The following is a 14,091-nucleotide window of genomic DNA, read 5'->3' on the forward strand; positions in this document are numbered from 1 at the left end:
TGACGCTCTACGCCGTACCCCGGCGATGGCGGCACCGGCCTCGTGTGCCACTACCTCTTGGTCGCCGCCAGTTCGGCGTTGGCCCGCTGGGTGACAAGGGTCAGCACGTGGCCTGCGACGGCCATGTTCTCGGCCGGGATGTCCGCGTACAGCCGGGCGGTGATGTCGGCGACCGCGTCGCTGATCTGGTGTTGCAGTGCCTGACCGGCCTTGGTGAGGTGTACGCGCGGTTGCTCGTCGGGCAGGACCTCCACCAATCCGGCGTCGGTCAGTTCGGTGAGTGTTTCCAACGCAGCCGATTCGTCGATCTTCAGTGTGCTGGTCATCCGGTCGAGGAGCCAGTCGCGGCCGACGACCCCACCGTTGTTCGCCACGGCGTTGAGCGCGACTGATTGCTGGAAGGACGTCCGGATGCGGGCCAGTTCGCGTTCCAGGACGGCCCGGGTGGCGTAATGGGCCTGGCCGAGGACCTGGCCGTTGAGGATCGGGGTGGTGGACATGATTGCTCCTTCGTCAGAGGTCGAGTGGCATGTCGTCTTGTGGTGCAGGTGAAGCCACGCCTCATCACAACCGGACCATACTGATACTGAGTGCCATTTGGCAATATGAATTAAAAGACGCCAAGCCCCTATAGGGGCTGGGGCTTGTGACGCTAGGGTGTTGACATGGCATCCGTCTCCTCGGCCGCTGACCGTTCACTGCCGCTGCGGGAACGCAAGAAGCTGCGCACCCGTCGGGCGCTGGCCGATGCCGCGCTGCGCATGTTCACCGAGAAGGGCTTCGATGCGACCACGCTGGAGGAGCTGGTCGACGAGGTGGAGGTGTCCAAGAGCACCTTTTTCCGTACATTCCCGGCCAAGGAAGCCGCCGCCATCGAAGCCGAAGTCGAGCTGTGGTCGGCCTACCTGACCGCGCTGCGGGACCACACTCTGTCGGGCGTCATCCTCACCGAGATGAAGGACATCCTGTGCGGGGTCGTCACCGGACTCGATGCGGATTGGCCGGACCGCTATGTCGCCACCCGCCGGCTCGTACTGACCGCGCCGACCCTGATGGCGTACGCAGCACACCACCGTGCCGACATCCAGCAGCAGATCGGCGACCTGCTTGCCGACAGGCTCGAACTGCCGCTCGGAGACCTTCGACCTCAGGTGCTGGCAGAACTCACCACCACCGCCTGGACCATCGCCGCCCGCGCCTGGGTCCGCACCGGCGGCCAGGGCGGACGCCAGTCCCTCCTGGAAAGCGTCGAACACGCCTTCCAGACCATCCCCGCCAGCCTGGAACTGTCCGCCCAGACAGAAAGCTGACGCAAACGCCCGCCGAGGCTTGGTGAGCCTGGGCCGTTAGAGTTCACGGATGCTGCTGACAATCCTTGGCGGATGCGGTGCATGGCCGGGGGCGGGCCAGGCCTGCAGCGGTTACCTCGTGGAGCACGATGGGTTCAGGCTGCTCCTCGACCCTGGATATGCGACGGTGCCGCGGCTGCTGGAACGGGTCACCGCCGATCAGGTCGACGCGGTGTTCATCAGTCACGGGCATCCCGATCACTGCGCCGACCTGAACCCGCTGTTGCGGGCGCGTACATTGCGTGCTGACCCGCCGTCGCCATTGCCGGTGTACTCGCTGCCCGGCGCCCTGGATGCGGTACTCGCACTGGACCGCCCGGGAATGCTGACCGACGCCTACGTCCTGCACGAGTTCACCGCCGGCGACCGGCTCGACATCGGCCCGTTCCGCGCGCAAACCCGTCTGCTGCCGCACTCGGTGCCCAATTCCGGCGTACGGCTGACAGCGGGCGACCGAGTACTCGCGTACACAGGTGACACCGGCCCGAGCCCCGACGTGGTGGACCTGGCGCGCGGCGCGGACCTGCTCCTGGCCGAGGCCACCTACGTGGACCGGGTCCCGGAGGATTCGCGACGCCACCTGTCAAGCGCTCGCCAGGCAGGCCGCCAAGCCAAGAAAGCCGACGCGCGACACCTGTTACTGACTCACCTGCAGCCAGGCACAGACCCCACAGCCGCGCAAGCCGCCGCCAGCGCCGAATACGACGGCGAGATCGGCATCGCCACGTCCGGTCTCGTCATGGATCTTTCCTGAGCATGGCCGAGATGATTCGCGGCGTCGAGGACGAGGTACCGATCTCCTGCGGCCGCTTTAACCTGTTCGATGGATCCGACCTCGGCCACGATGCCGACCCGGAGACCGAGGCCGGCGCACTGCTGGCCGAGCCCGACCAGATCGCCCTGGGGCAGGTCGGCATCAAAAGCCAGGCATGGGCGAGGAGGGCGCACGTGCGGATGGAGGCATGGGACACCGAGCCCCCCGCACCCGGCAAGCCGTGGACCGAGGCTGGGCAGGTCCGCTACCTGAGCCCTGGAGGCATCGTGTACCTGTGCGGCCTCATGCACAGCCCGTCAAGGCAGATGCTGCTGCTGGGCCCGCCGTTCTTCGTGTACGGCCTGCGCGCCTACGCCGGTCCTGTCCGCACCCAACCGGCCGACTACGACGAGACCGTCACGGAAGCCGTCGAGGAGTCCTGGCTGCTGCGGTTCTGGCCGCTAGCCGATGCCGCCGGCCCGGCCCTGCGCGCCGAATCGGAGGCAGGCGGCCAGGTCGCCGCCAGGATGCGGGAAATCCTTCCGCTGGAGCCCGGCTCCGCCGTACCGCGGCCTGAGCAGTGGCCCGCGCTGCACCCGCTGCCTGAACCCGAGCCCCCGACCCTGGTGACCCGGCCCTCCCCTCCCATGCGTGGCATGGAGCGTGTCCCGAGCCGCGAAGCCGCAGGCCGCATCCTTGTCCCCCAAGAAACGCTCGACTTCGCCCAGCGCCTTGAGGAGACGCTAGGTGACCTGCGCATCGACATGCTCGGCAACCTGCCCAGGAACATTGGCTCCTGGTCGCAGTCACAGCTTGAGGACTACGCCACGCAGTTGCGCGTGAGCATGCGCATCGGCAGGGAGTTGAACCCGCACGGCGTACCCATGCTTCAGTTGGAGGCGTCCAGCGTGCGTACTGTTCTGATTGGGCCCGAGCCCGGGTTCAGCGGCCGCGCCTGGGTGTGGGCCAAGGACGAGAACGCCTATGCCGACGTGCTGTCGGTTGACCGACAGGTCATCGTTCGTGACCGCATCCGCCAGAACACGCTGCTCACCGGGATCGTCACCATCCTGCGCAACGAAAATGACTTCGCCGAGGTCCGCGCGGCGACCCAGGCGGAGGCCGCCCGAGTGATCACCGTCGAGCGACTGCGGGACTGACACCAGCATCCCGCCAGGGCACGATGTCCCTGCTCCACGAGCAGGCAGTGATCGTTTCCCAGGAAGTCCAGCCCCTGGGCGGGCTACTTTCAGACAGTGGACGAGCAGATGCATCCAAGAGCGGGCATGACGATCAGCGTCCGGACGCGCCAGGACGTTGTGATCGTGGATCCAGCGCGTTTCATGGCGGCGGCGCGGGCGGCATATCGTGATCTTCACCCTGACGTCAGCGAGGAGGCCGCGGCCGAGAGCGTCGCAGATGTGTATGACGCGGTCGGTATCCTGCTGGACCGGCTCGGGCGGCTGGCGGCTGATGCGCCCGAGATGCTGATCGGCCGCGGTGGGTTGCCTCCAGGCCGACGTGTCCTGGACCGCCCGGACGGCCTATCCCCGGCGGGCGAACTCCAGCAGATCGTACTCAACGATCCGATACCGTTGCAGGACTACGGCTGCTTCCTGCCTGAAGATCCGTTCGCCTTGCCCACCGGCTCCTGATCGGTTCCCGTCGTCACTCAGTTGGTCGCTCACCCTGAGTCGCGTCTTCGCGGCTCGTCGGCATCGCTACGTCCGGTCTCGTCATCGATCTTTCCTGAGTTGCCTCGGACTTCGACCGCGTTCACGCCGATGTGGCATGGAGTGCGCAGCCACGATCGCATCCATCCTCGCGCACGGCGGTCAGACTGCTTCGATGATCGGCCTCGATCGACATCGCCGGGGCGAATCGCTGTGCACGTCAGCCCGCGTACCGACAACGATGGCGATCTTGTGGTGTTTCGCGAGAACTCAGGAACCCTGAAACGACAAGATCCAGATCTTGCCGGAGGGATCCTGGGCAATGGAGTGCAGGCGCCGTTCACCCAAAGAATCATCCCGGCACGCCGGTCGACGCGCACACGGCGGACGCGAGCCCCGACTTCCAACCGCTAATTGCCCCGTCAAGACCAGGCACGGCAACGCAGGAACGAACGTTCATGTCTCGGCCACTGATATTGCGTTGAGCAGCAATATAGCCGATCTACCGTCTCGTCACATGTTAGGTAGATCGTTATCGTGGCGCCTGACGGCATGTGTTATTTCTCTTGGCTTGCTGACAAGTTGCGGTGTTGTGGAGACCCTGATCGAGGGCCGGGCGATCGACGCGGATCGGCCCTTTGCGGGCTCTCCGTCAGAGAAGTTCGCCGACGGTGCGGATGGGATCGTGATCCCAGGGGCCATGCCCGTCGAGGGCTTCTCATTCCAGGACGTCGCCGAAGCCTACAAGACCGCCAAAGAGTTGCTAGAGGCCGCCTACCTCGATCGCTCAACTCTGCTCGGCGGCCACCCCGATGCCTACGCCAACCTCCTCGACCCCGAGCAGCGCGCATGGTTCCTGCAAGGCCTGGTCCAGGAAAAAAGCACCCGCTACGAGGTTATGAGTTTCGCCCCGGGAATCGTAGATCTGGTGGGTCCCATCATCAAGGTTCAAGGTTCCATGTCAGCAATATCAGCAGTCGATGCGGGCAACCGCAAACTTTATGTCGCCGTCGAGTACCGGTTCGTCTATGCTGTGCGACCCAAGGGTCGAAAGGGCCCGGTAGAACTCGTCATGTCGTATGTGAAGGATCGCTACGAATTTGGCGGGATACACCAAACGGCCCGCTGCGACACTGGTTTCTCGCGGCCGGGAACAACAAACTTTCCAACGTGCTGTGCAAGCCCTTGAACGGGTTCGCTCACCCGGACTTCTATGAACAGGCTGGCGGCGAAGGCCCGGTGAAGAACCCTTACGACGACGATCAAGGGCCAATTCGGGAGAACGAGTGCGGCAACTCCGATGCCGTCTGATTCAACAGCATGAGCGACGGCGGGTTCGTCGTAGCCATGTACACAGGTTGGGATCCCGCGGAAACCGAATCGTCTCCGTTGTCACGCAGAGCCAGCGCGGGCTCCGAGAACGTCGGAAGCAGGCCACTGCTCCTGAAGGACACGGGCGAGCGCCTGGTGTTCGCTTCCCACGACATAAGCCATCTGACGCGGGTCAAGGACGGCCACATCAACTTCAGCTCCCAGAAGTTCGTTCCCCCATGGCTCGATCGCGTTGGCCAGCAGGCCGGAGTAAGTGAGCTGCAAATACTTCTAATCATCACCTGCTGCCTCGCGCGCTTTCTCGTACGCCTGCGAGCCGACCGCGACGAAGACTCCGAAGGTGACACGGCGGCCGTCGTCCAGTGCAATCGGCAGGAGAACCCGAAGAAACCGGCCCATGCCCGCCGCAGAGAAAGGGCGACTCGCCTGATGGGAGCCAAGCTCTTTGATGTGGCCATTCGAGGCTACCGCCGCCACCAGGTGGATGCACTCTGGGCAAGGGTCGAAGCAAACGAGATCACCAGCGATGAGCTGCAAGAAGTCGCCTTGGAAGTCGTGATGCGCGGCTATGACCGGCAGCAGGTGCATGCCGCCCTCCTTGATGAGATCAAGAGACTCAAAGAGAGATCGGAAGGGTAGGCAGTGCTTCCCGTGGCGTAGACCGGCCGAATTCTGGGCCTCAAAGCGTTTGCGGAGTCGACAGCGCCGTGATCAAGGGGCTGTGGCCGCTGCCGTATGTCGGTGTTCGACGGCGAGCATGGTGACCAGGATCAGTACCAGGACCGCGAGTTGCGCCATCGCCGACCACAGTCCGATCGCCGTAGCCACGAGCGCGGCGATCGCTACCAGGCTCCTGACCTGGGCCTGGCGTAGCGCCAGCACCCGGCGGAACCAGAAGTCGCCGGCCAGATAGAGGGCCACACCCGCCGAGAGCATGATCGCCGCCGATGGCTTGAGTGGGTCGAGGGGGTGCCCGATGACCTTCTTGATCCCGCCGGACACGGCGATGACCCCCAGCAGGATCGGAATGTGTCCGTAAAAGTAGGCGCCCAGGATCATCCGAGTCCGCTGGACGGGTTCCGCTGACGCCAGGGCGTGTTCGGCCGCCACCTCGTCGTCTCCGCCGAAGTAGGTCCACCACAGACACGCCGCCAGGCACAGCCCGAGCGCCCCCGCGACCCCGAGACCCAGGTCGACTTCCAGGTCAGCGGCGCCGATTCCGATCGCGAGCATCGACTCACCGAGTACGACGATCACCAACAGGCCGTGCCGCTCAACCACGTGCGATGCCCGGAGAGTGAAGCCCTTCTGACCGATGAAATACGGGCTGCCCCACAGCAACACCAGCGCCGCCGCCCACGGCAGATAGGTGTACGGCGCCTCCAGGAAGGAGGCCACACCAATGAGCACCGTGGCCGCCAGGTTGAACGGCACCACGCGCACGATCGCCTTGGTCGCCTGGAGATAGAGCGCACCGTGAACCACGATGAGCAGCAGATATCCGACGGCGAAGGCCAGCCCGCCGCCCTCGAACGTGGTGGGGATCGCGAGCGCCATAAGGAGAAACCCGGTCATCCCCAGCAGCACGAGCACCCGCCGAGCCGGCCGTACCGGGGGAACGGAGTTGAGCAGCCAGACGTACCCGGAGTACATCCACCACATCACCCCGAACACCAGCAAAACCTGGAGGGCGCTCTCGCCGATGGTCACCGCCCGGTGCCCGGGTTCGGGTGCTTCCAGGCCGACGACCAGCACGTGCGTCAACTGGGTGATGGTGAAGACGAAGACCAGATCGAAGAAGAGCTCAAGGGTGGAGACACGTAATTCGGGCTCGGGGGTGACCTGTTCGGCCGGTTCGGCGAACCACGCGGGAAGCCGCATGTCAGGGACCTTTCATGGCTGCGGCTGGTAGGCCACCCTCGGGACTCGGTGGCAGATGACGTAATCATGTAATCATGCCAGAGGATCACCTGACCACCGGATTTGGGCGGTTCTGTGCCGTCTTCATTTGGGATGTTCATAACATCCAGATGTTGAGAGTATCCTCATGGCCTCAAGGGGCCCGGCCGAGCGCCGACGCCTGGGACCCTCCGCCCGGCCTGTTCGACCAGGTCACCGGCCGTGCGGTCGACCTTGGCGCCGATGGGGTGATCGCGGTTCTGGTTCTCCACGCACTTCGCTGCATGGGTTTCGCCACCCTGTCCCGGGTGGCCGGGGCGGCCGGGCTCGGCGAGTCCGATGTCCAGTCGGAGCTGATCGACCTCGCCGTGGCCGGTCTCGTCACGTACGAACCAGGCGATTTCGGCGGCTGGAGCATCACGCCGACGGGCCGGAGCTCCCACGCCGCTTGGGTCGCAGACGAACTGGACGCCGCCGGGGCCAAGGTCGCTGTGGCCGAAGCATTTGACCGCTTTCTGCCGCTGAACACGGAGTTGCTCGATCTCTGCGGGGCCTGGCAGATGCGTTCGGGCACCCTGAACGATCACACCGACGCGGCCTATGACGCCCGCGTTCTGGCGGTGCTGGTCGACTTTGACCGGCGGGCCGAGGTCGTCTGCGCCGCCCTGTCGGCGGCCTTACCCCGATTCGGGAGGTATCGCGTCCGTCTCGCTGAGGCCCTGGCGCGGGTCAGGTCGGGCGAGCTGGAGTATGTGACGGACGACATGGCGTCCTATCACGTCATCTGGTTCCAGCTTCACGAAGATCTGCTGGTCACGCTGGGCATCCCACGATGAGGTGGATTCATTCCCTTTCGTCCGACGAGCCGGCCGAGGTTCTCGGGGGCAAGGCTCACGGGCTCGTCGTGTTGGGGCGGCTTGGGCTGGCCGTACCCGCCGGATTTGTCATCGGGACCGAGGCCTGCCGCGCGTACCTCCGCGACGGACGCCTGCCCGAGGGCCTGGCCGACGAACTCACGACCGCTGTCGCCGACCTGCCCGGCGGACAGGTGTCGGTACGATCCGGCGCGAGCGTGTCGATGCCCGGCATGATGACGACAATTCTCAACCTGACCGTCGACTCGATCGAGCCCTTGAAGAAGGCGGTCACCGAGGTGTTCTCCTCGTGGAACACTCCCCGGGCGAGGACTTATCGCGAACTTCACGGCATCCCCCACGATCTCGGCACCGCTGTGACAATTCAGGCGATGGTGTACGGCGACCGCGACCACCACAGCGGAACCGGCGTCGCCTTCACCCGGAACCCCAACACGGGCGAGCCCGTTCCGTTCGGCGATGTCCTGTTCGGCCGCCAAGGCGACGCGGTCGTCTCGGGCCGGGAACTGCCCCTCCCCTTGCCCGACCTGACCGCTCGGGAACCGAAGGTGTGGACCGGGTTGCTGCACGCGATGGACCGCGTCGAATCGCACTACCGCGACGCGTGCTACCTGGAGTTCACCTTCGAAACCGGCGAGTTGTGGCTTCTCCAGGTTCGTCCTGGCCGGTTCACCGGCGCCGCTGCCGTACGGGTGGCGACCGACCTGGCCGACGACGGCGTCATCGGACGGGAGGAAGCCCTGCTGAGGGTCTCTCCGAAGGATCTCCAGCAGGTGCGAACGCCCCGAATCGTCCTGGCTGCCGACGTACTGGCCCGGGGTCTGGGCGCCTGCCCGGGAGTGGCGGTCGGAATGGTCGCGACCAGCACCGATGCGGCGGTCCGGATGGCTGCCAAGGGTCCGGTGGTGCTGGTACGTCCGGAGACGTCCCCTCTCGACATGCGTGGCATCGCAGCCGCCGCCGGAATCGTCACCGCCCGAGGAGGCCCGGCCAGCCACGCGGCGGTGGTCGCCCGCGCGATGGGCAAACCCGCCGTGGTCGGAGTCGCCGGGCTGGTCGTGGGGGCGGATTCGGTACGAGCAGGCGATCGTACGATCGAGGAGGGCACCCTCATCTCCATCGACGGGACCAGCGGCGATGTGGTTGTGGGAGAGGCCACCATCACGACGTCCACAGCCGAATCTCATGTCCGCCGACTCCTCGGATGGGCGGACGACATTTCAGGCGACACCTCGGAACGCCCCGGGCCCGACCGTCTCAGGGCGGCCCACATTGCCCTGTCTCTGACAAAGGCACGTCGGAAGCCAGAATGATGGCCAGTTCCGCTGTCCTGGGTGGAACTCCGCTTACTGGAATACCGCGTCGCGGGACCGCAGCGGGAAAGCACGCCTCAGCCGGAACGGCTGCCTGACCGGTGTAATGAGGTGAAACTTTCAGCGGCCACGCCGGAGTTCCACGGACCGCATCTCCTTCTCTTCCCTGGTCGCTACAAGAATAGCTTGGCCAATGATACGTGAGGTGCTTTTGGGGTTGGCCCCCAAATCGCCATGCTGGACGGTTCAAGATCTTATATATAACCTCCGGGCGTTCCCTCACTCCTGAATTGATGAGGTGTGAATTGACCGAACGCTCGTGGGGACGTCGCCTGACGACGTCGATCGCACTCGCCATCACGGCATTGGCCGTCACCTTCCTGCCCGCCACTCCCGCCCATGCCACGTACGGCGCGGATCAGCCGGTCTATGTGCAGGTGATCGCCAACGACGGCTCCGGGATGCAGCTGGCCCGCCTAGAAGGGACCGTCGCGTTCGATGATTCCAACACGAAGTACCGCTACTCGCTGAGCCTGTGCTGGCAGAGCGGCGCCTACCCCCAGCCGTCCTTCCTCATCATCGTCAACGGCTCGGCCACGAACTACCCGGTCTGGACCGGTTCCACCTCGGCTACCGGGTGCCAGCAGGTGGCCCTGTACAGCGCCGAGGTCAACGTCGGCAGCGCCGTCTACAACCTCCGCTTCGACGTGACCGCCGGCTGGTTCAGCAGCAGCGGGTACAGGACGCGCACCAAGAGCAGCGGCACCTACGACAACCCCTTCAACTGAGCCGCCGCCGCCGCGATCGCCATGGAGATCAACGAGCAGACGGCGTGGCCGGCAACGGCGGAAGATGACGACGGAGCGCTCGTCCCGGCTGATCAATAACGCAACCGCCCTGTTCCTTGATCGGGAACAGGGCGGTTGGCTGTCACAGTGGAGCTATGGGGATTTGAACCCCAGACCCCCTTCGACGCGAGGCCACGTACGCGCTATGGGCCATTGAGCTCGCCCTAAGGTGCCTCACGGTTCGATGACGTTCCCATGTGTTCGCTTCCGTTGTCACTCAGTTGGTCGCTCACCTTGAGCCACGTATGGGCAGCTCGGCGGCTGGAGGGACTGTCCTTACGACTCCCGCACCCGCTCTCCCTCCGAACTGAGTCCCTCCACCAGAGCCGCGGTCTTCTTACGCCCGAGCTCCACGTAAACCGTTGCAGCGAGGGCAAGCAGGCTGGGCCGCGCCCCGCGAGACGTTATCCATGGTCCTGGGTGCCGATTACAGAACCGGGACCCGCTAGAACAGGCTTGACCCTGCTGCGCAGCATGATCCGTGCGGTAGGAAGGCATCGTGACCGGCAATCAGCGGCATGACCGCTCGCGGGTGGCCCGCCTCGTGGAGATCCTGGCAAAAGCCCTGGCTGCCGGAGCGGGATTCGGCGCCGCGACGTCCCTAGTGAACGCTATCTCTCACGGCTATGCCGACTTAGAAAGCCGTACGTACACCACCAGCGGGTGGTCAGTCGCGGAAATCATGAGCACGCTGCTCGACTCCGGCTGGGCGTGGGCGGGATTGGCGATTGCCGTGGGATAGCTGGTCACACGCGGCGTGGAGAGCCGTCGCGCGGAACTGGCGCAGGGTGCTGCCGCTGGTGCGCTGGCCCTGCTTGCTGCTACGGCCGCCTACAGCGTTGTGGACACCATCCGTAGCGGCGGGGACTTCCCCTGGTACGCGTCCGAACCGCCCGTGTGGTGGATTACCAGCGTCATCTTCGGAGCGCCCTTGGGGGCCGTCGGTGCATGCGTCAAGCGACCGGGAACGATCGGTTTGCTCGCGAGATTGACCGTGCCGGTCGGTGCGGCCGTGCAGATGGTTGTACTCCCACCCGGCAGGAACGAGGTGGTCGAGACCATGGGGAAGACGATCGTATGGATCGCGGCTGCCGTGAGTATCGGCTTCGTCGCCGTCCACTTTCTCCTCGTGGAGCGACGTCGGCGCTCCCTGACAGGCGCTGAATCTCCATAAGAGTGCCGGGCTGATCGATTCCCAGGGGCGGAGGACGGCGGTCACGAAACAGGAGGACACATGGACGGCGCGGTACGCGGCTGCCCGGCCTGGCAGCGATGGCGATGCCTGATGGGCATGCCTTCTCGTCCGAGTGCCCGCGCATGAAAATCATGACCCTCAACGTGCTGCTCGGCGGTGAGGACCGCTTCGAAGCGCTGCGTACGATCATCTCGGCGGAGCGGCCCGATCTGCTGGTCCTGCAGGAGTGTGTCGGCTGGGAGGACGGCGTCAGGCTGCGCGCGGTCGCGGAGGTCATGGGCGTACCGGCCGATGGGAAGCACACGATCCTCGGCCGGGCGAACGCGCGGTCGAGCGGGCGACGATACAACGTGTGCGTGGTGTCGCGCACGCCCATCCTTCGGCAGCGTGTGCACACGCCGCCGACGCTGGCCCACTGCATCGTCGAAGCCGAGCTGGCATGGCCGGACGCCGACGAGCCGCTGCTCCTGCTCGCGACGCACCTGGTGCACGGCGATGAGGATTCGCGGCTGACGGAGGTCGGCGAGTTGCTGGCGTTGGCCCCTCCGGAGCGGCTGGCCACCCGCAGCTGCGTGCTCGGCGATCTCAACGCGCTCGACCTCGACCACCGGCTCACTGCGGCGGGTGTGCACAAGTACGGCCATCCGCCCCGTTTCGAAGCCATGGATCGCCTGCACACCGCCGGCTGGATCGATGCGCTTCGCACTCGGCCACGATCGCACCGCTGGGTCACCGCCCAGCGCAACAGAGGGACCGCGCCAGTGGACACGCGCACCGACTACATCCTCCTTTCCCCGCCTCTGGCGCCTCGGCTCGCGGGCGCCGAGGTGATCGACGTTGGTTCGGCCTCCGATCACCACGCACTGGTGGCCGAACTTTCGTGGGGCGATCACCCCCCGACGTGACCTGCGCGGGCGCGGCCCGGTGTCGCCGGCGTCCTTGTTCCTGTACGGCCCTGGCCGCCGGACGTCCGTACCCGCTGCCCAGCCGGAGGTCGCGGCGGTGACCCGTGACATAAACGGTGATGTGAAGAACTGTCAGGATGACCGTTTGGGTGGTTTTGTAAATCCGGAATAGGAGATATCTCCGGATTTCCTACGCGTCAACTCGCGTGCCCTATACCCTGCACAAAGTCACGTTTTCAGAGGAGTGTCCAGAGGGAGCCGGTGTGGCATTGTCATGGGGCGATCTCCCGGTCGGGAGGGTGCTCCGCCTTGCCGGAGTCGATTCCAACATTGACGCCAATGTGATGGAATTGTTGTTGGATCCTTTACCGGAGACCGGCCCCGCCGTCATCACCTACGCGGCGGCTGAAGGCGATTCGGTCTCAGAGTTGGTGGAATCCATCCTCTGCGAGCTGGAAATACTGGCCATCGGACTTTTCCCGGCCTGGTTGCCCGAAGGGGAGAAGCTCTCCGGCCCCGGCGGCGGCGGAGTGGCGGCGGCGAGGATCCTCGCGATGCGCCTGGCATCGAGCACCCGTCATTTCGGACCGTTCCTGGCCGACCTCGCCGCCCGGGCCATCCAGCATCGCGGCCCATTGGTTCCCGGGCAGCGCGGCCCCAAAGGACAATCGTTCCCGGCGGAGTCGCGGGCGGCTGGTCTGGCCCGGGTCATCGCCTCCACGTTCGGCCGCGAATCGGCGGCGCTGGTCATCTATGTGCCGGAGAAGCTGACCTCCCATGGGGAGACACTCCTGGTTGCCGGATGTGAGTGGCTGGCGCACCGGAGCGGCATGGGGATCTGGCTAGTCGGCCCCGAACTGCGCCGCGTCGAAACCCTCTACCTGGAGGTGCCCGCAGCGGTTAGGAGACTGGCCGAAGAGATGACGGCACCGCCGCTCACCGCGATGGTGGGCGTGCCGCCGATCGCCGGAAGGCCGCACGCGGGGAGCGTGGTCGAGCAGGCGATGGAGGCGGCCCTGGCGGAATGCGCGTGGGCTCATGGCCGGACCTGGAATCAGACGTATCAGTCCAAGGACCCGTTGTTCGTGATGATTCGTACGGATCTGATGTGGGTCCCGGAGAAGTGCGTCGTGGAACTCGACGGACCGGAACACGAGACGTTTGCCCAAATGGAGCGCGACCAGATCCGTGACCGGCACCTGGAACGTGACGGGTTCACGGTGTTGCGATTCACCAACCAGCAGGTGATGGGCGATCTACGGGCGGTTTTGCGCCACATCGAAGAATTCCTCCGGGGGCGACGCCTCGGAATTAGCGAAGGAGCAGGCTGATGTCCGAAGAAAGACTCACGTATCGGCAGGTCGCAGCTCTGCTCGTACTGAGGGAGCTCGGAACCGCGTTGGCCCACAAGGAGCTGAAAGAGGAGTGGGGCTTGGAGCTCGACGCCAACAACCGCAAGGGTCTCGTCGACTCCAAGTTGATTGAGTCGGAAACCAAAGCCAGGCGAGCTCTGTGGTACACGATCACACCGGCTGGTGAAGATCGCGCGATCGAGGAAGTACGCAAGGGGGGAGTCCCGGTGACCTCCCGCTCGGGCAAGGCGCTGGCTCTTCTGTACCTGCGGTCCCTCTTGGCGCCCAAAGTGGCGATCCCAGTCGAGGAACCCGTTCAGGCACCGGTCTCGCCGGAGGAAGTGGAAGGCCGGATTCGCGAGGCCTATGCAAAGATCACGCCTGGCGCTGGTAGGTGGGCCGCGATGACCAAGCTGCGAGCCCTCCTGACGGACATCGACCGGGATCTCCAGGACGACGTTCTGCGCACCATGATGCTGGCAGGGCGTGTGGACATCGAGCCCGTTGCGATCTTGGGTGACCTGAAGCCCGAAGACCACGCCGCCGCGATCATCATTGGCAGCACGCCCAACCATCAGTTCCGCATCGGAGCGTGA

15 protein-coding genes are annotated in these 14,091 nt (G+C 65.2%); 13 read left to right on the plus strand and 2 right to left on the minus strand.

Annotated features, from left to right (window positions below):
• Positions 1-50 precede the first annotated feature (50 nt).
• Positions 51-500 (minus strand): MarR family winged helix-turn-helix transcriptional regulator, encoded by a 450-nt coding sequence (locus tag ABGB08_RS36735; RefSeq protein ID WP_347600346.1) that lies wholly within the window; start codon positions 498-500, stop codon positions 51-53.
• 165 nt (positions 501-665) lie between these two features.
• On the opposite strand from ABGB08_RS36735, the gene ABGB08_RS36740 reads away from it, so the two are divergent.
• The 6 genes from ABGB08_RS36740 (at position 666) to ABGB08_RS36765 (ending at position 5,747) form a co-directional block, all read left to right on the plus strand.
• Positions 666-1,310, plus strand: coding sequence for a TetR family transcriptional regulator (locus tag ABGB08_RS36740; RefSeq protein ID WP_347600349.1), 645 nt, complete (start codon positions 666-668; stop codon positions 1,308-1,310).
• Positions 1,311-1,359: 49 nt separating this feature from the next.
• Positions 1,360-2,103 carry an MBL fold metallo-hydrolase gene (locus ABGB08_RS36745; protein WP_347600352.1) on the plus strand — a complete coding sequence of 248 codons (744 nt, stop codon included), beginning with the start codon at positions 1,360-1,362 and terminating at the stop codon, positions 2,101-2,103.
• 2 nt (positions 2,104-2,105) lie between these two features.
• Positions 2,106-3,263 (plus strand): hypothetical protein, encoded by a 1,158-nt coding sequence (locus ABGB08_RS36750; protein WP_347600355.1) that lies wholly within the window; start codon positions 2,106-2,108, stop codon positions 3,261-3,263.
• Between the two features lie 96 nt (positions 3,264-3,359).
• Entirely contained in the window at positions 3,360-3,758 is a 399-nt protein-coding gene (locus ABGB08_RS36755; protein WP_347600358.1) for a hypothetical protein, read from the plus strand.
• Positions 3,759-4,368: 610 nt separating this feature from the next.
• The gene (locus ABGB08_RS36760; RefSeq protein WP_347600361.1) at positions 4,369-4,965 is read left to right on the plus strand and encodes a hypothetical protein; all 597 of its coding nucleotides are present in this window, start codon (positions 4,369-4,371) and stop codon (positions 4,963-4,965) included.
• A gap of 131 nt (positions 4,966-5,096) precedes the next feature.
• Positions 5,097-5,747 carry a hypothetical protein gene (locus ABGB08_RS36765; protein ID WP_347600364.1) on the plus strand — a complete coding sequence of 217 codons (651 nt, stop codon included), beginning with the start codon at positions 5,097-5,099 and terminating at the stop codon, positions 5,745-5,747.
• Between the two features lie 72 nt (positions 5,748-5,819).
• Here the strand turns inward: ABGB08_RS36765 and ABGB08_RS36770 are convergent, their stop codons facing one another.
• Positions 5,820-6,989: a low temperature requirement protein A gene (locus tag ABGB08_RS36770; protein WP_347600367.1), complete on the minus strand. Its 1,170-nt coding sequence runs from the start codon at positions 6,987-6,989 to the stop codon at positions 5,820-5,822.
• A gap of 149 nt (positions 6,990-7,138) precedes the next feature.
• On the opposite strand from ABGB08_RS36770, the gene ABGB08_RS36775 reads away from it, so the two are divergent.
• The 7 genes from ABGB08_RS36775 (at position 7,139) to ABGB08_RS36805 (ending at position 14,091) form a co-directional block, all read left to right on the plus strand.
• Entirely contained in the window at positions 7,139-7,843 is a 705-nt protein-coding gene (locus ABGB08_RS36775) for a transcriptional regulator (protein ID WP_347600370.1), read from the plus strand.
• Positions 7,840-9,195: a PEP/pyruvate-binding domain-containing protein gene (locus tag ABGB08_RS36780; protein WP_347600374.1), complete on the plus strand. Its 1,356-nt coding sequence runs from the start codon at positions 7,840-7,842 to the stop codon at positions 9,193-9,195. Before ABGB08_RS36775 ends, ABGB08_RS36780 begins: the two co-directional genes overlap by 4 nt.
• Positions 9,196-9,500: 305 nt before the next feature.
• Positions 9,501-9,983, plus strand: coding sequence for a hypothetical protein (locus ABGB08_RS36785; RefSeq protein WP_347600377.1), 483 nt, complete (start codon positions 9,501-9,503; stop codon positions 9,981-9,983).
• A gap of 559 nt (positions 9,984-10,542) precedes the next feature.
• The gene (locus ABGB08_RS36790; RefSeq protein WP_347600380.1) at positions 10,543-10,785 is read left to right on the plus strand and encodes a hypothetical protein; all 243 of its coding nucleotides are present in this window, start codon (positions 10,543-10,545) and stop codon (positions 10,783-10,785) included.
• A gap of 575 nt (positions 10,786-11,360) precedes the next feature.
• Entirely contained in the window at positions 11,361-12,143 is a 783-nt protein-coding gene (locus ABGB08_RS36795; protein ID WP_347600383.1) for an endonuclease/exonuclease/phosphatase family protein, read from the plus strand.
• A 206-nt stretch (positions 12,144-12,349) separates the two neighbouring features.
• The gene (locus tag ABGB08_RS36800) at positions 12,350-13,474 is read left to right on the plus strand and encodes a DUF559 domain-containing protein (protein ID WP_347600386.1); all 1,125 of its coding nucleotides are present in this window, start codon (positions 12,350-12,352) and stop codon (positions 13,472-13,474) included.
• Entirely contained in the window at positions 13,474-14,091 is a 618-nt protein-coding gene (locus ABGB08_RS36805) for a hypothetical protein (RefSeq protein WP_347600389.1), read from the plus strand. The genes ABGB08_RS36800 and ABGB08_RS36805 overlap by 1 nt, the downstream gene beginning before the upstream one ends.

The sequence above is a fragment of the Acrocarpospora sp. B8E8 genome (genome assembly GCF_039871605.1).
In the GTDB taxonomy this organism is placed as follows: domain Bacteria; phylum Actinomycetota; class Actinomycetes; order Streptosporangiales; family Streptosporangiaceae; genus Acrocarpospora; species Acrocarpospora macrocephala.